The following is a 21,301-nucleotide window of genomic DNA, read 5'->3' as shown; positions in this document are numbered from 1 at the left end:
CCTCCGCCGCCGGTGAGCGTCAACCGGCCGGGTTGCAGGGCTTGTCCGCGGGGCGCCGACGCGCGACTGCCTCAGCGAAACCGGGTCAAGAACGGGTCGGAGGCTGACGAGCTCATGAGCGACACCCTTCGTGCGGCTGCGTTGCCTATCCAACTGAAAGGACTGTAAGTCGTTAGCTCCTTTCATTCAAGCGTGGGTGCCGTACTCTGAGACAGTGGCCACATGGCGACGGTCATGTCGGCGCAGCGACGGTGAGTGAAGGGGGCAGGATCATGGCGTGGTCCGCATCCACGCGGTACGAGGTCGACCCGGCCCCCCTCGGGCTGGCGCTGGTGCACGACCTGCTGAACACCATCTCCGCCGGCCGGCCCCGGGCGGCAGACCTTCTGGACGACCTGGCCGACGCGCAGGCATGGGTCGACCAAGCCCTGGACGGCTGGGCGCAGGAGGCCGCGCAAGCCCCGGCGCAGGTGCGGCTCACCGAGCACGATCTTGAGGAACTGCGCGGTCTGCGCGCCGAGTTGAGAGGGCTTCTGACCTCGCTCGACGGTGAGGACTCGCGCGGTGACGTCACCGGCGCGGCGCCTGCCGTTCACGTCGCGGCGGCGGCCCTGCGGATGGACCGCGAGGGGCGGGTCGTCCTGGAGCCGCGCGGACAGGGCTGGCGGTATGTGGCCGCCCTGGTTCTCCTCGAGGTGTTCCAGGCCCAGCGGGCGGACACCTGGCGCCGGCTCAAGATCTGCCGCAACGCCCGTTGTACGACGGCTTTCTTCGACCGCTCCCGCAACAACAGCGGTGTGTGGCACTCCACCAGGACCTGCGGCAACCCGGAGAACCTGCGCGCCCATCGAGCGCGTCAGCGCGTGCGGAGTGCCGAGTCGTAGAGGCCGGCCAGGATTCTGCGGCTTGGTGAAATAATAAAAATCTTTACGCTCCTTGCTGGACTCCAGACGTCAGTTGCCGACGCCGCTTCCGTACTTGCTCAGCGGAAACCGGGCGGTTTACAGTGACGTGCGTGAGGATTGTTGAACGATCCTCACGCCGACTGTCTGTCGCCTGTCCATCGCCTGAATGTCGCGCAGGGCGCGCTTGGACCGAGAAGGGATCGATATGAGCAGGAGCGAGATGAGCGTGCCCCCCTCCGTCCAAGAGGCTGTTCACGCCTGCGCGGTGCGCGCGAGGCAGGGTTCGGCCGCCCTGGCGCGGGCCTCGGACGCGGAGATCGACACCGCGCTGCGGGCCATGGCGGAGCGGCTGCACACGGCACGCGACGTGCTGACGGCGGCGAATCAGGACGACCTGCGATCGGCCGTCTCGAGCGGAATGTCGGCGGCACTGCAGGATCGCCTGCGGCTGACCGGCCCCCGGCTCGAGGACATGGCCGCGGCGTTGCGCACCTTGGCGGACGTGCCGCACGAGCCGCGGGACACGGTCCTCGAGGAGCGTCCCGACGGCCTGGTCCTGCTGGAGCGCCGCCGCCCGGTGGGGGTCATCGGCGCGAACTTCGAGGCCCGTCCGAATGTGACACTCGACGTCGCCTCCCAGTTCCTCAAGTCCCGCAACGGCGGCGTACTGCGCACCGGTTCGGCGGCCCTGCGCTCCTCCCAGGCCCTGGTCACCCACGTGATCACGCCCGCCCTCACCGAGGCGGGACTGAACCCGGACGCCATCCAGTTGGTGCCGAGCGAGGACCGGGCGGCCGCGTACGCGCTGGTGTCGCTCCCCGAGACCGTCCCCCTGGTCATCCTGCGCGGCAGCGGCGACAGCACCCGGGAACTCGGCCGCGAGGCCGCGCGCCACGGTGTGCGCACGCTGGCCCACGCGGACGGCGGCGGAGTGCTGTACGTGGCCCGGGACGCCGACGAGAAGCTGGTGCACGAGCTGGTCACCAGCAGCCTGGACCGGCTGGGTGTCTGCAACCGGCTCAATCTGCTCCTCATCGACCGGGCCGCCCACGACGCACTGCTGCCGGGCATCCTGAAGACCCTGGAAGGCCTGGGCATCGCCGCGTCGCTGCCGCCACATGCCCACGCGCGCGGCTACGAGTGGTCCCTGGACTCCGAGCGCGCGGCCACGGTGACGATCGACGCGGCGGACGGCCCGGCCGAAGCCGCGCGGATCGCCAACGAGGAGACCTCCGGACTGGCCGCCGCCATCGCCACCCACGACCCGGACACCGCGGCCCGGTTCATGGACGCCTACGGCGGCTCGGGCGTCTTCTGGAACTCCACGACCCGCCTCCTCGACGGCTTCAAGCTCCTGCGCCTACCGGAAACCGGCATCAACATCGACCGTGTCCCCGGCCCCCGCGGCCCCGTCACCTACCGCGACCTGTATCTCCGCCAGTACGTCGTGCGACCGGCGGCGTCCCTGCACGGGTGAGCCGACGCCGCATCGACCGCTCGTGTGAGTTCGCGAAGGATGCCCAGCGGTCGAGCCGGCGCCAGATCGCCTCGACGTTGTCCTCCGGGTCTTGTTGATCGGGATCCCGAAGGAGCGCTCTGCGCACCGCTCGCGCAGGCCGTCAGCCACCGGCCCCTCGTTCCCACGTCGGCTGCCGCTGGTCTCAGGCAGGGCGTCGGATGGCCTGTACGGCGGTGTCGTAGAGGTCGAACATGTCGGCCTGTCCGCCCCGGCGTACCCACTCCTCGTTGGCTGCCTGCATGCAGACGATCGCTGCGGCGGCGATCGCGCGGGCCTGCAGGGTGCGCTGGTCGGAGTCGGGCAGTCGCGGCTCGATGTGCGGTGCGAACAGGTCCTGCCAGCGGGCCTGCTTCTCGGCGTGCCCGGCGCGCAGGGAGTCGTTGCCGAAGAGCAGCGTGATGAACTCCAGGCGCCCTTCGGCCGTTATGTCGATCTCCTCCAGCACCTGGAAGGCGGCGCGCAGCGCGGTCCAGGGATCCTCGTCGGCCGGCCGCTCGGCGAGACGTGCGGCGATCAGTTCGCCCTGCTCGTCCAGGCCGCTGAGGGCGAGGTCCTCCTTATTGCGGAAGTAGTTGAACAGGGTGCGCCGGGAGACGCCCGCGGCGGCGGCGACCTCGTCGAGGGTCGTGTTGTCGAAGCCCTTGGCGCCGAACAGCTCGATGGCGGTTTGGGCCAACAGGGAGCGGACCACCGAGCGGGTCTGCTCCCGGATGGGGGCTGGTTTCTGAGTCATGCACCGATGGTACGCGACATCACTCAATGCACCTATTTGCACTCAGTGCAAAACAGTGCGTAGAGTGAACCCATGAGCAAAATCGACTACCACCGCCAGACCGTCATCGTCACCGGCGCCAGTTCCGGCCTCGGTGCCGAATTCGCCCGCCAGCTGGCCCGCCGCGGCGCGAACCTCGTACTCGTGGCCCGCCGGGCGGACCGCCTCGAGAGCCTGGCCGCCGAACTCACCCGCACCCACGGCGTCACGGTGACCGCCGTCGCCCGCGACCTCGGCCGGCCTGACGCCGGCCGCACCCTGCGCGCCGAACTGGAGTCCCGCGGCATCCACGCCACCGGACTGGTCAACAACGCCGGCTTCGGCACCCACGACGCGTTCACCGACGAGGACCCCGACCGTCTGCAGAGCATGATCGCGCTGAACATCAGCGCGTTGGTCGACCTCAGCCGCGCCTACATCACCCCGCTGACCGCCGCCGACACCGGCATCCTGATCAACGTAGCGAGCCTGCTGGGCTTCCAGCCGACCCCGTACATGAGTGCCTACGGCGCCACCAAGGCCTTCGTCCGCAACTTCACCGAAGCGCTGTGGGAGGAGACCCGCGGCACCGGTCTGCGTGTCCTGGCCGTGAACCCCGGCGCCACCCGGACCGAGTTCTACGACGTCGCCGGCAGCACCGCCGACTACGGCACGAAGCGGGCCACCCCCGAGCAGGTCGTGACGATCGCCCTCGACGCCCTCGACCGCCGGTCCGCGCCGCCGTCGGTGGTCACCAACGGCCGGCCGGTCGCTCTCCTCGGCAGGCTCCTGCCGCGCCGCTCGATGGTCCGGCTCATGGGCTGGATGGACCGCCGCCGGCGCCCGCAGCACCTCGTCGCCTCACCGACGGCCCTTTGAACCGCGGCTCCCTCATCAACAGCCCAGGAACCGCCTTCCTCTCACGAGCCCGTAGGGACCGTGGCCGGGTCGAGGTGGGTCCGGAACCACGACAGTGCGGCGTCGCTGGACTCCTCGAAGTGCACCTTGTAGGCGTCGAAGTGCCCGCCGGGCAGCAGTACCAGTTCCTTCGGCGCCAACGCCCGCTCGAAAGCGGTCAGTTGGATGTCGGTCGGGATCACCGTCTCGCCGGTCTCCACGATCATCATGAGCGGCTTGGGCGAGATCCGGTTGATCCATACGCCCGGCTCGTACAGCCGAGCGGCCCGGCTGGAACGCGTCGTCACCGTGTTGTGCTCGCGGCCCGGCGGAACCAGGTCACGGTAGAAGCGCACCGCGTCCGGGCTGTTGTACAGGGCCGGGTCGGTGGGATCGTCGCCGATGGAGGTCTGGTACGGCAGGTCACCGCCGGCGGCCAGGGCGCGTTCGGCGTCGGCCTGGGCGAGCTCGAAAGCGGCGACGCGCTCCGGCGGGACCTTGCGCTGCCACTGCTCGAAGCCGCTGATGGTGGGCACCTGCGACACCACGGCCTTGATCCGTACGTCGGTCGCGCCGAGCACGATCGCGTGGCCGCCCGCGAAGCTCGAACCCCATACGCCGATGCGCTCCGCGTCGACCTCCGGCCGGGCCTCCAGGAAGCTGATCGCGCGGCGCCAGTCCGCGATCTGACGCCACGGGTCGACGTCATTGCGGGGCTCGCCGTCGCTCGCGCCGAACGTGCGGTGATCGTGGATGAGGACCACGAAGCCGGCGTCGGCGAACTTGCGTGCGTACGGGTCGAGGCCCATCTCCCGGTTGGCGCCGAATCCGTGCGCCATCGTGATCGCGGGGCGCGGGCCCTCGGCGTCCGGCAGGTAGAGCCAGCCGCGCAGGGTCACGCCCCCGTCCGCCGTGAACTCCACGTCGATGCGTTCCGTCATGGTCACTTGCCTTCCGTGAAGTCGAAGTACTCGGCGGGGACGAGGCCGGCCTCGACGAGGGGGCCACCGATCTTCGCGTTGATCTGCACCACGGCGCCGATGGGCCGGTGGTGGATGGCGATCTCCGTGATGAGCCCCTCGTCATCACGCGTGAGGATCGTGATCCCCTTCATCGGGAAGCCACCGAACGCGGCGGCCTCCCACTCCAGATACGTCCGCGGACCGTCCTGCGCCTTTCGGACGAACTCGAGCCGTTCGTACACGGAGCTCACCGCGGTCATGAGAGCCTCGACGTGCTCCTTGCGCTCGACCGGCTTGGCGAGCGCGCTCGCCTCCATCCGCACGTTCGGCGAGAGCGCCGCCGCGAAGGACTCCTGGGTGCGCTGCTCGAACGCGGCCGTCCAGGCCTTGGCCGGGCGGCCGTCGGTGACGTACGACGCGCTCTCCTCGACGACCGCGGTGATGACGGCGGCGACCGCGGCCGGGTTCTCGGCGTGCGCCCAGTGACCTGCGCCGGAAATCAGATGCGTGGCGGCGCCGGGGAAGCGGGGCGTGACGTACGCGGAGACGATCTCGTCCGTGACGAAGGGGTCGTTCTCGCCCCGCAGGACGGTGACGCTCCCGGGGAACTTGCTGGGCTGCTGTCCGTCCGGGTGGCCGTCGTTCCAGGCCGTCGCCGTGTCGGCGATCGTCGACGGGTCGACGTGCAGGGCCACTTGGGCGAGCCGGTCGTTCTCCTCGGCCGGGAAGGCGGTGGCGAGCGAGGCGCGGAAGGCGCGCTGCGCGTCGAGTGAGAGATCCGGTGCCTGGAAGGCGGCGAGCTGCTCCGGAGGCAGGTGGGTGCCCGCCAGCGGAATCGGGTTGACCAGCACGAGGGAGCGCACCTGCCCGGCCAGGCGGGTGGCGACGAGCTCGGCGATCTGGCTTCCCATGCTGTGGCCGACGAGCACGACGGGACCCTCCGTCGCGCGTACGAGGCTCTCCAGGTCGTCGGCCCAGCGGGCGAGCGTGAACGGCCCCTGGTCCGAGGCGCGCCCACCCATGCCGGCGAGCTCGAACGCGATCGACGGGATCGACTGCTCGTCGAGGGCGGCTCGGACGCTGTTCCAGATGGGGCCGTCGTCCAGATATCCGTGGACGAGCACCGCGGTCGGCGCCTGCGTCGCTGGGCTGTTCATCTCATGTCTCCTTTGACGATCGCTCTCTTGCGGCGACGAAACCGGAGCCGGTGGCTCTCGGGATTCTCGGCCGGCGCGAGCAGTATGACGTAAGCATGGGGTCTATGCTTATGTCAATGTCATCGCGCCGCGTGACCATCCGAGAATCCGAGGAGTCCACTTATGACGTCGAACGCCTTGACCTACGCCGTGCACATCGCGGACGGCATGCCGACCACCAACGCGGACGTGCCGCCCGATCAGAGCGAGCGTGCCTGGTCGCCGACGTCGAGCATCCTCATCTCGAACGGGGGAGAGGCGCTGCTGGTGGATCCGCTGTTCACGACCGCGCAGTCCGAGGGCCTGCTGCGCTGGCTCGGTGAGCGTGACGCCCCGGTGACGAGCGTGTACGTCACGCACGGCCACGGGGACCACTGGTTCGGTCTCGGAGCCGTTCTGGAGCAGTACCCGGGTGCTCGCGCCTTCGCGTTGCCCGAGGTCGTCGAGGACATGGCGTACCAGTCCTCGCCCGAGGTCCTCAAGGCGGTCTGGCGGGCCTGGTTCCCCGAGCAGATCCCCGAGCGACTCGTACTCGCCGAACCGCTCGAAGGTGAGGTCCTGACCGTGGGCGGCGCGGAGGTCCGCCCGGTCCGCCTGGGGCACACCGACAGCGACAACACCACCTGCCTGCACGTGCCCGACCTGGGCCTGATCGTCGCCGGCGACGTGATCTACAACAACGTGCACCTCATGCTCGCGGCCTCGGACGCGGACGGGCGGGACGAGTGGCTGAGGGCTCTCGACACGGTCGAGGCGCTGGCGCCGACCGCGATCGTCGCGGGCCACAAGGATCCGGCCGCCGACGACGATCCGCGTCACATCGAGGAGACCCGTCGCTACATCCTCGATTTCAACACCGGGGTGCGCCGCACGGGCAGCACCCTCGAGCTCTACGCCTACATGCTGGAGCGCCACCCGTCGCGCATCAATCCCGGTGCGCTGTGGGGCTCCTGCCGGGCGGCGAAGGGCTGAGCAGACGGCCCGTCGGTCGGGTGGCCTGCGGCGCCCTAGGCGCGCGTGGCCGCCCGACGGGCCCGCGAGGCCCGCAGGTTCACGGCGTTGCCGCAGATGCGTACGTCGTGCCAGACGCCGTTGTTGGGGTTCGTGCCGTCGTAGAACGCGACCGAGCAGACCTGGTTGCGGCACATCTTCAGGCGACGCCAGGTACCCGTCAGCTGCGCGTTCGTGATCTCGTTGAGCACGGCCGCGACGACCCACCCGACGTCCTTGCCGCGCGGCGCCACCGAGAAGACGCCGTCGGCGTCGATCCGCACCTCCAGCGCGCCGCTCACCCCCTTCGGCGCGGACCGCACCGGAGTGTCGCGCACCGCGCCCGACACCGTCATCTGCAGCGACGCGCGCAGCTGTTGGAGCCGGGCCAGCCCCGCCTCGTCGACCTCGATCGTCGGCGCCTCCACCTCGGTGCGCCGACTCCATTCGGCCAGCGCGCCGGCGAGCCACGACGTCGCGGCCTCCGGTGTCGAGAGCAGGTCCTCGAGCGCGGGCTTGCCGGCGGGGCGGGTGTTCAAGACCTCCTGCACGAGGACGAGCGGCCCGGCGGCGATGCGGTCGGTGTAGCGTTCGCTCGCGAGTTCAGACATAGGCATAGCTTATTAGCTCCAGTCTCCATTCGCGAGGAGAGCGAGATCACCACCGAGGAGACCCTAGCTGGCGGCCGAACCGCGACATCGGTGGCCCGGCACCTCCCGCGCCGGGCCACCGATGTCGACGCCACGTGTCCGCCGGCGTGTGTCAGCGCACCGTGGCCAGCGTGAGGGTGAAGCCGGCGTCAGGGTCGGACCAGAGCTGCCGTGGCCGCAGGCCTGCCTCGGCCATCTCCGCGTGGAGCCCGTCCGTCGTGAACTTGGCGCTGCGTTCGGTGATCCATTCCTCTCCGTGCGCGAAATGCACCGGCAGGTCGAGTTCCCGGATCTTGACGAGCTGTGCGACCCGGCTGCGGAGCCTCATCTCGATGTGACTTTCCGTGCTGTTCCACACCGCCACGTGGTCGAAGGCATCGGGGTCGAAGTCCGCGTTCAGTTCGTGGTTCAGCACGTGCAGCAGGTTCTTGTTGAACGCGGCTTATGCGGGCGTGGACATGTCCGGATGTCAGCCGTAGAACCTGAGCGGCGCGTCGGGACGTTTCGTCGGAGGTAGCCCTCACTCGCGTCTTCCTCGCCTCTTCCCTCGTCAGGCGTGCGATCTTTGATCATCTCCATGACGTGGCTCGTCGGTGGCCAGTCGGGCGGTCGGTTCTCGGCAATCGTCGGTTCACCTCCGACCGGCAAGCCCGTTCTAGGTGACACGCGGCCAGCGGTGGACCGAGAAGAAGGCTCTGTATGACCTCGCCCTTGAGGTCCGCGATGAGATTGGTGCTGGACCGCACGTCTGGCTCGACCTTCAGCGGCTGACGGCTGCGTACGGCCTCCCAGCGTATGCGTTGCGTGACCTCGTCGATAGTGGATGCCCGACCGAGGCATTGGTCTGTTTCACCTCGCAACGCCATGAGGCGCGGTCAGCCGCGTTGGTGCCGGTTGGGACGGCGCGCGGCTCATCGTGGAGACCTCCGCGCACACTTCAGACGGTGCAATCTCGTGCACGAGTTGTGACACCTTCTCGTGGAGCGTGAATTCGAAGGCATCCTGTTCGCTGAGGGTGAGTGCCGCGACGTCGGTCCGGAGCTGGTGCTCCAGGAGAAGCAGGACAGGGCTCTGCGGCAACTACTCATTCCCATGACGGCGGCGATCGGCGCAGCTTCGTGGCACACGACCGATGAATAGATGGCCGAATACCTCGACGTCACCTCACCATTCGCGGCCTGGCGCATGAACGCTTCAAGCGCCGAGAAAATCGCCTAACGGACGATTCAGCAGCGGACGATGGGGATTGGACGTTAGTCCACCAGGTCCCTGCTTCACCGTTGACAGCGAGGATGATGCCCCGACGCCTTTCTCGCTATATCACCGTTGATCCGCGTGAGTTGTCGAAGTCCTTCGGTCACCGGCGGGCCGCGCCCGACCCATTCTTGCTGGGTTCTGCCAAAGTCCAGTGTAGATCTCCCGACGCCGAGTGGACACTCCACGAGCCGATTTGCCCTGCGACCGCCAATCGGTCAAGTGCATTCACGAACTCCGTTGTGGCCAGCCCGCACTCCCGTGCCAGGCGATCCACTTCGGCTATTCCGCGGATGTTCTCCGGGGTCGTATGAGCCGTGAGGCACATGGTGATCAGACGAGGAAGCGGGGCGCAGCCCCTACGGACGCGGCAGGCGGCGCGCATCGCCCAGTCTGCGGCGACGAGCCGGTCAGGGCGGGCTGGGCACTGGGCGAAGAGCCCGACGTCGAGGAGTTGGACAACAGCGCCTGCATCGGCGCACGACGCGGGCGGGGTTGTGTAGAGCCAGCGTGCCTGGTGGAGCTCCCGCCAAGAATCCCTGGCAGGTTCCAGGCAAAGGCTGCGCAAGACTCCGAGCGGCAAGCGTACTTGCGCTGAGTCGTTCATACGCAAAGCGCATTGCAGGGCGATCAGACGGGCGGCGGCTCCGGTCTCGGCCGGCAGGGCAGAGGAGAGGTAGCTGAGCATCTCCCGGACCCGGGTTTGCGCGTCCGGGCCTCTGGGGCTGCGGCGCTTTCGATAGACGCCCACATGCGCTGATGGTGCTGCCGGTGCGTTGATCAATGTGTCCGGAACGACGGCCGCTTGAGACGTGGCGGCGGCACAGGCCGTGCACATGTCAGCAAGGCGCCAGAGTCGTCCGCCTCGCTCGCGTGCTACCACGAGCCGGATGGGTCCACCACAGCCTCGATGGCGCGGGTGCCAATTGCAGCCGCGTTCGTGGCACTGGCAGGTCCGAAGGTGCGTGGGGAGGAGATCGCGTCGAGCGTGTCCTGCGAGGTGGGCCAGGAGCTCCGACCGAGCGGAAGTGCCGCCGAGGAGTCGCCCACTGTGGGAGCACTGCTGGCATACGAGGATCGGTCCGCCGGGCTCCGGGCGCAGTTCCACGGTCCAGGCGCGTCGGACGCCGGGTCGTGCCGTGCAAAGCCTCATAGGGGGCGTGTTCCTCCCGTCGTATCTGCGCCGGACCCGCAGAGGAGTGGGGTGGCCCGCCCACGGTAGTGCAGACCTCTGCCCTCCCTCCGCTACCTCTATCAGCGAAAATAGGGCAGAGGTCTGCACTGACAGGGCAGGAGTCTGCACCGTCGGATTGTCGGGTGACGATCTTCCCGCCCGACCCCGATTTCGAGGCGCTGCGTCTGGAGCTTGCGCGGCTGCGGGCGGCGCAGGGCTGGAGCTATGACGAACTCGCTGCTCGAAGCGGCCTGGCCAGAAGGACCCTCATTGAGATTGAGCAGGGACGAACCCTGGGCACGCTCAAGACCTGGCATGCACTCGCCCATGCGCTGAACACGCCGCTGGACGAACTCTTCGGAACGCTGTGTGAGGGGCACGAGCCTCCGGGGTCGACCGACGCTGACCTCTGACTGGGAGGGCCTGCGCCAATCACCCGGACCGGCGACACGACGCGAACCTCTGTTCGGCGTCTCGCATGTGTGTTTCACGAGATGGGGCTGTTCGAGCTACCTTCCGGCCTCGACGCCACCGATGCGGCGTGTTGACTGGCACCTTCACGCGCATGCGTTGTTCATCCACACCGTGGCACCGGGACGGCAGTCCCGCTGTCTCTCACTTCCGACGCTCACTGCGTGTCGAGCACGACAGTCCCAGTCGGCTCCTGCGCTGCGCTCAGCGAGATCGCTGCCGAGAGTGCGGCAACCCGGTCGAGTGGTACGAGCGCAGCTTTGCGCGGCCCGTTTGCCTGCATCCTCGGGAGGTGTCCGCGGTGAAGGTGCCCTCAGCCCACCGCTGGCACGTCAGCTCCGGTGTCGCGCATCCGGCTGGCGACGGCAGTGCGTGGTGTCGCCTGGCGCATGCCCATGTCTGTCCCGCTCGTGAAGCTCTGCCCGAAACATCCGAGTTGGATGGGCTACGGCGCGTGCTGGCTCTGAACACGCGCCGTTTGATCAACAGCGGTGCGTTCACCCCCGGCGCCCCTCCGAGTCGACCAACGGCGCAACCGGCCGCCTGTCGACCCGCCAGGCCCGTCGTGCAGCTCCTGTACGTCCGCTACCTTGCTGCGCACCCAGTGGACGAAATCCAGTGCGTGGCACAGACACGGCGCCGCGACCGTTGTACGCAGAGGCTCCTCCCCCCGGGGGAAACCCCGGTGGGCGTCTGGACGCTGGTACCAGCGACGGCCGGAAGGGGGCAACTTGCTTTGCCCTGCGAGGTCATGGCCCTATATGACCTCTCGGCCCTGCCCTACGCCGAGCAACTGCGCTGGCGCATGCAGCGCTGTTCCGCTCACGCCGCAATTCCGTCCGCAGCGGACCTCGCGTTGGCTGACTGGGAACCCTTCGACCCCATGCTCCATCACGCGCACATCCACAACCGCCTGCCCGATCACGTCCGTCATCCGCGCCGGACCCATCACAAGCACGGAACGGGCATGCCGTGACGTCGCGCCACGCCATTGAAATCCTGCTGACCCGGCCGGCCACAGACGGTGAGCTCGATCGAGCGCGTCGTACGGTGCCGCTTGCAGCGAACAGGGACCGCACCCGGCTGATGGCCGTCCACCCGGCCAAGACGCCCAGCCGCGCGCTGCAATCACTGCGCAGACGACTGCACCACCTTCTGCCCATCGACGTCCTGACCACCCACTACCCCGACCAGCACGGGCAGGTCGTCCTCAACCTCGAGCTCAGCCGTACCGCGCGAGCGGTGATCACCGGGCCGCGACCGCCAGCGGACAGCGGCCCGGAGACTTCGTCGGCCGGAGTGTGACCGCAGCCCTCGATCGGAACGAGAGGGAACGCTCTTGGCAACTGACGGCGCAACTCGAAGGCCTACTGGCTCGCCACTCATCCGAGGATCTACTGGCTTGCACAGCCCGAATCCTGCTTTGCCGTCGTAGATCGGCCGCATCTGGCTCATACGCAGCTGACCGCGATCGGCGAGGCCACACGAACCCCTAGTCCCTTCCTCCGTGGAGGCCACGTTGCACACGCCCACCGACGAACAGGCTCACGCCGTCAAAGCCTTCCAAGATGGCCATCACCTGGTGCTACAGGCCGGCGCCGGCACTGGAAAGACCAGCACGCTGAGCCTGCTCGCCTCCAGCACCAAACGCCGAGGGCGCTACCTCGCCTTCAACAAGGACATCGCACACGACGCCTCAGTACGCTTCCCGCGATCCGTGATGTGCAAGACCGCCCATGCCACTGCTTACGCCGCGCTCGGCCATCGCTTTGCCCGCCGCCTCAACAGCCCCCGGCAGCCTGCATGGAAAACCGGCCAGGCCCTCGGCATCACCCGCTCCGTCCGCATCGGGGATCACAACATCACCCAGCGGACGCTTTCACACGCCGTCGTGCGTACCGTTACGCGCTTCTGCTACTCCGCCGACCGCGTCCCGGCCTGTCATCATGTACCACGCTTGCGCGGCCTGGGTGCGCCCGGTGAGCACGCCCAAGTGGCAGACCTGGTCGTGCCGTTCGCCGTGAAAGCCTGGGCAGACCTGCAGAACCACGAGCAGGGCGTGGTCCGCTTCGAGCACGACCACTATCTGAAGATGTGGGCTCTGACCGCACCGAAGATCGAAGCGGACTTCCTCTTCCTTGACGAGGCCCAGGACACCAATCCCGTCCTGGGACAGGTCTTCGCCGCCCAGCGTGACCACGCCCAGCTGGTCATGGTCGGTGACTCCGCCCAAGCCATCTATGGCTGGCGCGGCGCCTGCGACGTGATGAGCCGCTTCGACGCGGCGCAGCTGACCCTGACACGCTCCTTCCGCTTCGGCCCCGGGATCGCCGACCAGGCCAACCGGTGGCTCGCCCTTGCCGACGCTCCCATCCGGCTGACGGGCACGGACACCATCCCCGCCGAAATCGGCGACGTCCGCAGCCCGGACGCAGTGTTGTGCCGCACCAACATCGGCGCCATGGCGGAAGTCATGCGTTTGCTCGCCGACGGTAGGCGCGTCGCCCTCACCCGGGGAGGGCAACAGTTGGCTGCGCTGGCCATCGCAGCCCGCGATCTGAAGGACGGCCGCAGTACGAACCACCCGGAGCTGGTGCTGTTCGCCACCTGGGGCGAACTGCAGGACTACGCGGCCTTCGACCCGGCTGGCCGTGACCTCCAGCCCTTCGTCGATCTCGTCGACACCCACGGTCCTGACGCAATCCTCACTGCTGTTGAGGATCTTACAGACGAGACGACCGCCGACGTCACCGTCTCCACCGCCCACAAGGCCAAGGGGCGCGAATGGCACGCCGTGAAGATTGCAGAAGACTTCCCGGAGCCGAAGGACACGGACCAGCGTGACAACGAAGGCCGCCCGATCCCGGGACCTGTGACCGCCACCGACGCCCGCCTCGCCTACGTCGCCGTCACCCGCGCCCGTAGCCGACTCGACCTCGGCGGACTGGCATGGATCGAAAACCGCTCATCCGTTTCGGAGTGAGGACAAGGACCAGAACGTGCTTCGTCTGCGGGTGGTACACGGCTGGGGTGTAGTTTGCCCAGCGAAAACAGCTCCGATGGCCGCAAGCTGCGGACGGCTGGTCCGGGTATGGTCGGATCTTGGTTCGAAGTGTTGGTGGTGATGAGCGCTGCTCGCATGTTGCGCCTGTACGACGATGACGGCCTCGGCACTGCTTCGAGAGGCGACGACGGGCCGCAGAAGACTGTCCTGACCGGGCTGAACCAAGGCTGGATTCAGTGCTGGCGGAGGCCAGCGGCGTTTCTTCGGCCCGGCTCTACAACGGTGACGCTGTTCTCGCAGGGCCGCGACGACGCGTTGAGAATTGGTTCCGTGGGGGCGCGGTTGCCCGAGACGGCGCGGCGGTGGGTTGATCAGGGCCTCCCGATCCTGTGATGCCCCCGGGTCATGGTCGCAGAAGGGGCGGCTCCGGCGCACGATGTCTGTGATTGCGCTTCCGCTGCTTTTCGCCATTCGTCGGCAGAGCTCCGCTTGTCGTGACCGGGGCTGTTTCCACAGGTGAGAGACGCACGGTCACGCGCCGCGTTAGGGCTGGCGGAAAAGGGCCATGGTGAACCGCTTGGGAGCTGAGAAGTGCGTCCGCCCAGCTGAGCTGCCTCAGGCTCGCTGCCCCGTGATCGGCCTGACGGTGTGGGCCCTCCTGGCCGGATGGCGACTCGACCAGGGCGTCGCGCCGTGATGACCCATCAGTTGCTGTCAGTGCCCGCTGCTACACCCTTTTGTTGGGATGAGCCGCGTTCCGCGGCCCACCGACGGGAGGGGGAAACATGTCGAAGGTGCCGGACGGGTTCCACCGGGTACGCGGACACATCCGCCGCAATCCGAAGCCCAGGAGCGCCAAGCGCATGAGCGGTTGGATGATTGCCGGCTTACTGGCCGGCGTGTGGCTGTGGGGGCAGCTGTTCGGGTTCAGTCAGTCCACCGCCACCACACCACCAGCGGACCCGAAGCCGGCTGCCAGCGCGACGGTCGACCACTGATGGGACGGATACGTCTGCGGCGCCCTCGCGGTGCCGCAGAACTGGTCGCAGCGGGTGTGGTCGCTCTGGCCGTGCTCGTCCTGGTGGCGCGGACGGTGGTCACGGCGGTCGGCGCACTGAAGGCGGCCTGGCCTGCCCTGCTGGCTCTCGCCCTTCTCACGGGAGCCGTCGCGGCGTGGCGGGTCAGGCAGGCGACCACGATGCGGCGTCAGGGGAAGGAGCGGCTGGCCACTCTGCGGATCACGCTCGCGGAGTTCGACGCCATGGACGACCGTCGCTTCGAGTACGCCCTGCGGGATCTGCTGGTCCGCGACGGCTGGCAGGCCCGCAGAGTGGGTGGCGGCGGCGACCAGGCCGCAGACGTCATCGGTGACCACTCGCAGCGCGGTCGGATCGTGGTGCAGGCCAAGCACACCCGCGTCGGCGGAAAGGTGGGCTCATCGGTGATGTACGCCGTGAAGGGGACGGCCGGGCCTGTCCACAAAGCCGATCACGCTGTCGTCGTCACTAACGGGGCCTTCACCCGGGATGCTATGGCGTGGGGTGACCGGCATGGCGTCCACTGGATCGACCGGGAGAGGCTACGGCGCTGGGCTGAGAACGGTGCCGCTCTGCATGACCTCCTCGGATTGTCCGCGCGCTCCCGCCCGAGCCGGTTCAGGCGTGCGGCCTGACTGGCAAAGATCGTGATTGCTGCCCAAGACGTCTGGGGGGTGTGGTGTTCGACGAGGACGGGTCACTCGACCCGCTGCTGAAGTACCTGCTGTATGCGGTCATCACGCTGGCCGTCGGCAAGATGCTCTGGAAGTGGCTCACCGAGGACGTCGGCCAGTGGATCACCGTAGATGTGTGGGGACTGATAGCCGATCATCCGTGGCGGACCGGGCTCATCGTCGCCGGCGGAATTCCCGTGCTGCTCCTGCTCGTCAGAATCCTGTCGTTCCTGTTCGGCGCCAACGCCTACGTCGACGCGGACGACATATTCGTCGCTCCGTCCGGCGATGCAATCGAAGCGGACGTGCTGACCTTCAAGATGAAGCAGCTCTCGTCGATGAGTGCGACGGGCTTCGAGCAGGCGTGCACCGATCTCCTGGCCCGTGACGGATTCCGGCATCCCAGGCGGGTCGGCGGTGCCGGTGACCTCGGCGTAGACATCACTGCCCGTGATGACGAAGACCGCCTCCTAATCGTGCAGTGCAAGCAGTATCAGAGCCCAGTCGGGTCAGGCCATATACAGAAGTTCAACGGGACAGCCCGCCCGCACCACGGAGCCGACCTCCCGATCATGATTGCGCTCAACGGCTTCACACAGCCGGCGATCGACTTCGCCCAGCATCACCAGCTCATCCTCATGGGCCGCCCGGAATTGAAACGATGGGCCCACGGCGAGCACCTCTACGACGTCCTCGGCATCCAAAGCACGACACAGTGAACGCCAGCGCACACTGCAATTTCCCTCGCTCTTCCCACGACTCGACGCACAGATGCGAGCGAACAGTCCCCAACCGGTCGGCATGGTGGAGGCAACCGGTTCTGGCAGCGAGAATGGATCGCCCTGGAAGGCCCAGTTCGTGGTAACTACCCACTCGGCGCATGTAGCGAATCGGACGCACTTCTCGAACATCAGGTACTTCCGCAAAGAGGAAGAGGCTGCCGAGCCCGGAGACGAGCCGAGGCCGGCCTGTACAGCCGTCAAGGACCTTTCCCATGTTTCGCGCGATGAGAAATTCCTGCTGAAGCACCTGACCCTCACCCGGGCCGAGGGCTCATCGATCACGATGCGTGCTGGGGATGCCAAGGTCCACGGCCGTTTGCTGCGCGTAGCCCCGATCGAGCTGGCGGAGCTTGTCCTCGGCACTAGCCAGGCTGACCTGGAGACCTTCGACCTCGCCGAGCCAGCCTTCTGTCTCGGCTTCGGAGATTCGGGCGATGAGGTTGTCGCGGATCTCGGCAAGCCGTGCCCATTGGGCCGGGTCAGGCCGGAAGAGGGAGCATCTGACGCACGTGATCGGCGTATGCGGCGATGCCGGAGCCGATGCGTCTGGGCCGGCCCGATGGGCTGCGCCTTCGCATGCAGCGCCCGTGGCGCGAGCCGTTGGTCATGCAGGACGGGCGGTTCGTGGGTGCCGCGACTGTCCCGATGCCCTCGATGCTGCTCCGGGTGTCTGCGCCCAGTCGGTGAGGGCCTGGCCCGCAGCATCTCGATCGTCGCCGCTGATAACAAGGTCAGCGAGGTGCAGGTGCGTGCCTGTGCTTCGCCGACCTCGACGCTGGGGTCAGTCGGCTGTTGGCGGTGTCTTCGGTGCGCTCAGCAGGGCGTCGATCGCTGTGGCGGTAACGACCGCACTTGCTGCTGAACCGTTGGGTCAGCCCTGTCGGATCATCGCGGAGGGTCCGGGAAACGGCCCAGAGGCGGCGCGGCGGATACGGGCGCGCCGAGGCCTCGTGACAGGGCGCGGGCTGTGGCCCGCAGAGCGGGAGAGATGAACCGTGGCTCTGTGTGGCCCGCCGGTACGACAACCGAGAGTGCCGCGACGACGTCTCCGTCCGCGCCTCGCACCGGCACTGCGGCAGCGAGCAGCGGGCGAGGTTCCTGTCGGTTGACGACGGCGATTCCGTTGCGACGCACCTCGGCGAGGGCGCGGCGCAACGCGGCGGGGGAGAGCGGCACGCCTTCCGGTTCGTGGACCAGTGGCTGGGCGAGGTAGCGCTCCTGGAAGTCCGGGTCGGCGTGGGCAAGGAGAACGAGACCGACCCCGGTGGAATGCAGCGGCAGGCGGCCGCCCACGCGGTACAGCACGTCGACGGCCTCACGCGCTGACAACCGTTCGACCAGGAGAGCTTCCATACCGTCCAGGACCGCGAACAGCACGTGCTGGTGCGTCGCCTCGTACAGGTCCTCCATGAACGGGAGCGCCACCGTGCGCAGTCCGTGGGCGCGCGGGGCGAGCGAGGCTACTTCCCACAGGCGCAGACCGACCACGAAACGGCCGTCGGCGTCCCGTTCCAGAGCTCCCCAGTGGAGCAGGCGCCGGGCGAGCCGGAGGGTCGTACTGGGCGGGGTGTCCGTGGCCCGGCTCAGTTCGGCGAGAGTCATGGCGCGGCGACTCTCGTTGAAGGCCGTGAGCAGAGCGAACGCCCGGTCGATCACCGGATCACCCTGGGCCGGCCGGCGGCCCCGAGAGACGCTGGGCGGGTTCGTCATTCCTGCAGTCTCACCCTCCGGGCCGCTTCTCGTACATTGCGGCAAGGTTTCGATCGCATGCCATTCAATGGAATTGCCGCTGGTGCCGATCTGGTCGATCTCCCACTCTTACCCCACACGTCGACGAGACGCCTCTCAGGTTCCGAGTCGAGCCGATTCCGAGGAGACCCATGACTGCGGAGTTCACACACAGCGGTGCGGAGCAGTTCTCCCTTCCGGGCAAGCCTGTGCCCTTCTTCCTGGAGGCAGGTGAGGGGGAGCGGGCGCACCTGTTCGACTCGCTGATCACCGTGCTGCTCAGCAAGGACGAGACCGACGGACAGTTCGGACTGTTCACCTACTCCGCTCCCAAGGGCGACGCGATCCCCACGCATGCGCACGCCGATGTCCACGAGACGTTCTTCATGCTCTCCGGGCGGGCTCGCGTGTGGGTCCAGGACGCGCAAGGTGAGCACCACGAGAAGCTGCTGGGGACCGGCGACTTCGGCTACGTCCCGGCGGGCTGCCTGCACACCTTCCGTGTGGAGGCCGACGACACCCGGATGATCGGCGTGTCCAGCGGCGGTTTCGAGCGCTTCTTCTCCGCGTCCGGCACCCGTACGGACTCCCTGGAACCGCCCCGGCCGCCGTACATCCCCTCGCCGGAACAGATCGGCCGCGCGGCGCGCGAGTACGGCAACGACTTCCGGTTCGACCTGCGTCCCTTGGACGGCTGACATGGCCGGGCGCGCCACGCCGCTCCCCACAGCGGAAGTCACACCGGCGGGCACCCGGCTGCTGCGAGGGGTCGAGTATGCGACACCGGACGGTTTCCGCCCGCTCCTGCTCGATCTCCACCTCCCCACCGCGCACCCTGCCGGGGGCCCCGTGCCGGTCGTTGTCTTCCTGCACGGTGGCGGCTGGCGGACCGGGAGTCGCGCTCGGTTCGGGCCGGCCTTCGAGGCGTGGGAGGTCAGTCCGTTCGACCTGCTCGCGGCGGCCGGCTTCGCGGTCGCCTCGATCGACTACCGGCTCAGCGCGGAGGCCGTCTTCCCCGCTCAACTGCACGACGGCAAGGCCGCCTTGCGCTGGGTACGAGGGCACGCCGAGGCGCTGGGGCTCGATGCCGAACGGGTCGTGCTGTGGGGCGAGTCGGCGGGCGGCCACCTCGCCGCACTGCTCGGACTGACTGCCTGCCGACCGGAGCTGGAAACCGACCCCGTGGTGGCTGGTCCGTACGCCGACGTGGTCGGTGTCGTGGACTGGTACGGGCCGGCCGACCTGCGGACCATGCAGAGCCAGTCCCGCCCCGACGCCGTGACCGTGCCCGACGCGGCGGATTCCCGGGAGGCCCAGCTGATCGGTGCGCCCGTCCCCGACGCGCCCCGGCTTGCTGCGGAGGCGAGCCCGGTCACCTACGCCTGCGCCGGCGCTCCGCCCTTCCTGCTCGCCCACGGAACGGCCGACCGGTTCGTCCCGAGCGCCCAGAGTGAACAGTTCGCCCACGCGCTGCGGGCCTCCGGCAGCGAGGTGACCTTGCGGCTCATCGACTCCGCGGACCATCTGTGGGCCGGTCTGCCCGATCCGCGGACCGTCTTCGACGAGGCCCTGGACTTCGCCCTGCGCGTCTGCGCCCCGATCGCGGCACACACCCCCCGCCGGCCCCCCGCCGTGCGCGCCTTCTGACTCCACCCCCCCGTCCCCACCCCCCCGTCCCCGCCCCCCGTCCCCGCCCGCCGGCATCGCCCCGCCCAGGCCGTAGGCAAAGGAGCCTCACGCAATGAATCGTTTCAAGCGCAGTCCGGCAAGAAGCACCATCCTCTTGGCAACCGCCGTCGCCCTCACCCTCACCGGAGTCACTGCCTGCAGCTCGTCCTCCGCGAGCGGTTCCTCGGCGTCCGCGTCGGACACCCTCACGGTCGGCATGGACGGCGACTCGGCCGCGAACGGTTACGACCCCGCGAAGTACACGGAGATGCGGCAGTTCTTCGAGAGCGTGTATGACTCGCTCTTCGTCAAGACCGCCGACGGCGGCGTGAAGCCGAGCCTGGCCACCAAGTTCGCGTACAACAAGGACAAGACGCAGCTGACCCTCACGCTGCGCAAGGGGGTGACGTTCGCGGACGGCAGCAAGCTCACCGCCGCCGTGGTCAAGAAGAACCTCGACCGACGCAATGACGCCGCCTTGGTCGCGTACGCGAACATGGCCAAGGGCGGACAGGCCGAGATCAAGCAGGTCACCGCACCGGACGACCAGACCGTCGTCCTCACCTTCGTCAAGGCCCAGCCGACCTTCCAGGAGCAGCTCGCCTCCGACGCCGGAATGATCGTCAGCGCCAAGGGACTCGCCGACAGCAAGGAGCTCGGCACCGCCCCCTACGGCTCGGGCCCGTACACCCTCGACAAGTCGGGATCGGTCAAGGGCAACAAGTACACGATGGTGCGCAGGAAGGGTTACTGGAACTCCGCGGCCTTCGCCTACGACACCGTCGTCTACCGCGCCCTGCCGGACCCGCAGGCCAGAGCCAACGCCCTGGTCTCCGGTCAGGTGGACGTCGCCGCGGTCGCCGGATCGACCTCCTCGTTCGTCAAGTCGCGCGGCACGGGGCTGTCCTCCCTGGGCGGCACGGTGGTGACCCTGCCGGTCTTCGACAAGAAGGGCACGGTCTCCAAGCCGTTCGGCGACGAGAGGGTACGCCAGGCCATCCAGGTCGCGGTCAACCGCCAGGACCTGGTGAGTGGTCTCCACAAGGGAGACAAGCCGACCTCCAACGCCTTCCCGTCCTCCTTCGACGGCTACGACGCCTCGCTCAACACCACCTGGGGCTACAACCCGGACAAGGCCAAGAAGCTGCTCGCCGAGGCCGGATACGCCAAGGGCTTCTCCTTCACGGTGATCACCAGCCAGGCCAATCAGACCGACCTGGAAGCGATCCAGAAGCAGCTCAAGGCAGTCGGGATCGACATGAAGCTCAAGGCCGCCGCTTCCACCGAAGAGGCATTCGCTGCCGTGAACACCACCCCGCTCGGCTACCTCGCGTTCAACTGGCCGGAACCGGTGGTAGCCATGCAGGCCGTCGTCCTCGGCGGGTTCCTGAACACCCAGAAGGCGACCGACAAGCAGCTCACGGAGTACACGGACGCCGCCGCGGGCGCGACCGGCGCGAAGCGGACCGAGGCTCTCACCAAGCTCAACGCCCGCCTGGTGGAAGCGGGCTGGCTGATCCCGCTGTACGAGAGCTACTCCTACGCCGGTTACAACACCAAGAAGGTCAAGCCCCTCACCTTCGCGGGCAACGACGCCTACCCGCTGCTGTCCTCGATCAAGCCGGCCTCCTGACGACCG

Annotated in this window: 20 protein-coding genes and 1 pseudogene; 15 read left to right on the top strand and 6 right to left on the bottom strand. The window is 68.2% G+C overall.

The window, feature by feature from the left end:
* The first annotated feature begins 272 nt into the window (after positions 1–272).
* Positions 273–884 (top strand): CGNR zinc finger domain-containing protein, encoded by a 612-nt coding sequence (locus tag OHN19_RS04835; protein WP_330262924.1) that lies wholly within the window; start codon positions 273–275, stop codon positions 882–884.
* Positions 885–1,125: 241 nt separating this feature from the next.
* Positions 1,126–2,382, top strand: a complete 1,257-nt coding sequence (locus OHN19_RS04830; RefSeq protein ID WP_330262923.1) for an aldehyde dehydrogenase family protein — start codon at positions 1,126–1,128, stop codon at positions 2,380–2,382.
* A gap of 184 nt (positions 2,383–2,566) precedes the next feature.
* On the opposite strand, the gene OHN19_RS04825 is transcribed toward OHN19_RS04830, so the two are convergent.
* Positions 2,567–3,157: a TetR family transcriptional regulator gene (locus OHN19_RS04825; protein WP_330262922.1), complete on the bottom strand. Its 591-nt coding sequence runs from the start codon at positions 3,155–3,157 to the stop codon at positions 2,567–2,569.
* A 72-nt stretch (positions 3,158–3,229) separates the two neighbouring features.
* On the opposite strand from OHN19_RS04825, the gene OHN19_RS04820 reads away from it, so the two are divergent.
* Positions 3,230–4,054, top strand: coding sequence for an SDR family oxidoreductase (locus OHN19_RS04820; RefSeq protein WP_330262921.1), 825 nt, complete (start codon positions 3,230–3,232; stop codon positions 4,052–4,054).
* Positions 4,055–4,095: 41 nt separating this feature from the next.
* Here the strand turns inward: OHN19_RS04820 and OHN19_RS04815 are convergent, their stop codons facing one another.
* Complete coding sequence (locus OHN19_RS04815) at positions 4,096–5,013, bottom strand: alpha/beta hydrolase (RefSeq protein WP_330262920.1); 918 nt, start codon at positions 5,011–5,013, stop codon at positions 4,096–4,098.
* Between the two features lie 2 nt (positions 5,014–5,015).
* Positions 5,016–6,191: an alpha/beta hydrolase gene (locus OHN19_RS04810; protein WP_330262919.1), complete on the bottom strand. Its 1,176-nt coding sequence runs from the start codon at positions 6,189–6,191 to the stop codon at positions 5,016–5,018.
* A gap of 162 nt (positions 6,192–6,353) precedes the next feature.
* Here OHN19_RS04810 and OHN19_RS04805 point away from each other — a divergent pair, with 162 nt between their 5' ends.
* Entirely contained in the window at positions 6,354–7,202 is an 849-nt protein-coding gene (locus tag OHN19_RS04805) for an MBL fold metallo-hydrolase (RefSeq protein ID WP_330262918.1), read from the top strand.
* Between the two features lie 35 nt (positions 7,203–7,237).
* On the opposite strand, the gene OHN19_RS04800 is transcribed toward OHN19_RS04805, so the two are convergent.
* Together OHN19_RS04800 and OHN19_RS04795 are read right to left on the bottom strand one after the other, a co-directional pair.
* Complete coding sequence (locus OHN19_RS04800; RefSeq protein ID WP_330262917.1) at positions 7,238–7,831, bottom strand: CGNR zinc finger domain-containing protein; 594 nt, start codon at positions 7,829–7,831, stop codon at positions 7,238–7,240.
* Positions 7,832–7,982: 151 nt separating this feature from the next.
* Positions 7,983–8,300: pseudogene (locus OHN19_RS04795) on the bottom strand (L-histidine N(alpha)-methyltransferase); the annotation flags it as partial.
* 2,141 nt (positions 8,301–10,441) lie between these two features.
* Between OHN19_RS04795 and OHN19_RS04790 the strand changes: the two are divergent.
* The 8 genes from OHN19_RS04790 to OHN19_RS04755 all read left to right on the top strand — a co-directional run bounded on the left by OHN19_RS04790 (position 10,442) and on the right by OHN19_RS04755 (position 16,203).
* A complete protein-coding gene (locus OHN19_RS04790; protein WP_330262916.1) occupies positions 10,442–10,711 on the top strand; it encodes a helix-turn-helix transcriptional regulator in 270 nt (89 codons plus the stop codon).
* A gap of 65 nt (positions 10,712–10,776) precedes the next feature.
* Entirely contained in the window at positions 10,777–11,745 is a 969-nt protein-coding gene (locus OHN19_RS04785; RefSeq protein WP_330262915.1) for a DUF6083 domain-containing protein, read from the top strand.
* Between the two features lie 74 nt (positions 11,746–11,819).
* Positions 11,820–12,074 (top strand): hypothetical protein, encoded by a 255-nt coding sequence (locus OHN19_RS04780; protein ID WP_330262914.1) that lies wholly within the window; start codon positions 11,820–11,822, stop codon positions 12,072–12,074.
* A gap of 214 nt (positions 12,075–12,288) precedes the next feature.
* Positions 12,289–13,752: a UvrD-helicase domain-containing protein gene (locus tag OHN19_RS04775; protein WP_330269529.1), complete on the top strand. Its 1,464-nt coding sequence runs from the start codon at positions 12,289–12,291 to the stop codon at positions 13,750–13,752.
* Between the two features lie 54 nt (positions 13,753–13,806).
* Positions 13,807–14,166, top strand: a complete 360-nt coding sequence (locus tag OHN19_RS04770) for a hypothetical protein (RefSeq protein WP_330262913.1) — start codon at positions 13,807–13,809, stop codon at positions 14,164–14,166.
* Positions 14,167–14,558: 392 nt separating this feature from the next.
* On the top strand, positions 14,559–14,771 hold the full coding sequence (locus OHN19_RS04765; protein ID WP_330262912.1) for a hypothetical protein: 213 nt from the start codon (positions 14,559–14,561) through the stop codon (positions 14,769–14,771).
* Positions 14,771–15,445: a restriction endonuclease gene (locus OHN19_RS04760; RefSeq protein WP_330262911.1), complete on the top strand. Its 675-nt coding sequence runs from the start codon at positions 14,771–14,773 to the stop codon at positions 15,443–15,445. The genes OHN19_RS04765 and OHN19_RS04760 overlap by 1 nt, the downstream gene beginning before the upstream one ends.
* A 44-nt stretch (positions 15,446–15,489) precedes the next feature.
* Positions 15,490–16,203 (top strand): restriction endonuclease, encoded by a 714-nt coding sequence (locus tag OHN19_RS04755; RefSeq protein ID WP_330262910.1) that lies wholly within the window; start codon positions 15,490–15,492, stop codon positions 16,201–16,203.
* 948 nt (positions 16,204–17,151) lie between these two features.
* On the opposite strand, the gene OHN19_RS04750 is transcribed toward OHN19_RS04755, so the two are convergent.
* On the bottom strand, positions 17,152–17,976 hold the full coding sequence (locus tag OHN19_RS04750) for an IclR family transcriptional regulator (protein ID WP_330262909.1): 825 nt from the start codon (positions 17,974–17,976) through the stop codon (positions 17,152–17,154).
* Between the two features lie 170 nt (positions 17,977–18,146).
* Between OHN19_RS04750 and OHN19_RS04745 the strand changes: the two genes are divergently transcribed.
* The 3 genes from OHN19_RS04745 to OHN19_RS04735 all read left to right on the top strand — a co-directional run bounded on the left by OHN19_RS04745 (position 18,147) and on the right by OHN19_RS04735 (position 21,295).
* Positions 18,147–18,692, top strand: coding sequence for a quercetin 2,3-dioxygenase (locus OHN19_RS04745; protein WP_330262908.1), 546 nt, complete (start codon positions 18,147–18,149; stop codon positions 18,690–18,692).
* A 1-nt stretch (position 18,693) separates the two neighbouring features.
* Positions 18,694–19,641: an alpha/beta hydrolase gene (locus OHN19_RS04740; protein WP_330262907.1), complete on the top strand. Its 948-nt coding sequence runs from the start codon at positions 18,694–18,696 to the stop codon at positions 19,639–19,641.
* Positions 19,642–19,777: 136 nt separating this feature from the next.
* The gene (locus OHN19_RS04735) at positions 19,778–21,295 is read left to right on the top strand and encodes an ABC transporter substrate-binding protein (protein ID WP_330262906.1); all 1,518 of its coding nucleotides are present in this window, start codon (positions 19,778–19,780) and stop codon (positions 21,293–21,295) included.
* Positions 21,296–21,301: the final 6 nt, after the last annotated feature.

Source organism: Streptomyces griseorubiginosus (assembly GCF_036345115.1).
Lineage (GTDB): Bacteria > Actinomycetota > Actinomycetes > Streptomycetales > Streptomycetaceae > Streptomyces > Streptomyces griseorubiginosus_C.
This window is presented reverse-complemented; position numbering and strand designations above follow the sequence as displayed.

What these genes read in the sequence shown, in the direction of transcription:
- OHN19_RS04835 (WP_330262924.1), top strand. Translation starts at nt 273, where the DNA reads ATGGCGTGGTCCGCATCCACGCGGTACGAGGTCGACCCGGCCCCCCTC.
- OHN19_RS04830 (WP_330262923.1), top strand. Translation starts at nt 1,126, where the DNA reads ATGAGCGTGCCCCCCTCCGTCCAAGAGGCTGTTCACGCCTGCGCGGTG.
- OHN19_RS04825 (WP_330262922.1), bottom strand. Translation starts at nt 3,157, where the DNA reads ATGACTCAGAAACCAGCCCCCATCCGGGAGCAGACCCGCTCGGTGGTC.
- OHN19_RS04820 (WP_330262921.1), top strand. Translation starts at nt 3,230, where the DNA reads ATGAGCAAAATCGACTACCACCGCCAGACCGTCATCGTCACCGGCGCC.
- OHN19_RS04815 (WP_330262920.1), bottom strand. Translation starts at nt 5,013, where the DNA reads ATGACGGAACGCATCGACGTGGAGTTCACGGCGGACGGGGGCGTGACC.
- OHN19_RS04810 (WP_330262919.1), bottom strand. Translation starts at nt 6,191, where the DNA reads ATGAACAGCCCAGCGACGCAGGCGCCGACCGCGGTGCTCGTCCACGGA.
- OHN19_RS04805 (WP_330262918.1), top strand. Translation starts at nt 6,354, where the DNA reads ATGACGTCGAACGCCTTGACCTACGCCGTGCACATCGCGGACGGCATG.
- OHN19_RS04800 (WP_330262917.1), bottom strand. Translation starts at nt 7,831, where the DNA reads ATGTCTGAACTCGCGAGCGAACGCTACACCGACCGCATCGCCGCCGGG.
- OHN19_RS04785 (WP_330262915.1), top strand. Translation starts at nt 10,777, where the DNA reads ATGTGTGTTTCACGAGATGGGGCTGTTCGAGCTACCTTCCGGCCTCGA.
- OHN19_RS04765 (WP_330262912.1), top strand. Translation starts at nt 14,559, where the DNA reads ATGTCGAAGGTGCCGGACGGGTTCCACCGGGTACGCGGACACATCCGC.
- OHN19_RS04760 (WP_330262911.1), top strand. Translation starts at nt 14,771, where the DNA reads ATGGGACGGATACGTCTGCGGCGCCCTCGCGGTGCCGCAGAACTGGTC.
- OHN19_RS04750 (WP_330262909.1), bottom strand. Translation starts at nt 17,976, where the DNA reads ATGACGAACCCGCCCAGCGTCTCTCGGGGCCGCCGGCCGGCCCAGGGT.
- OHN19_RS04745 (WP_330262908.1), top strand. Translation starts at nt 18,147, where the DNA reads ATGACTGCGGAGTTCACACACAGCGGTGCGGAGCAGTTCTCCCTTCCG.
- OHN19_RS04740 (WP_330262907.1), top strand. Translation starts at nt 18,694, where the DNA reads ATGGCCGGGCGCGCCACGCCGCTCCCCACAGCGGAAGTCACACCGGCG.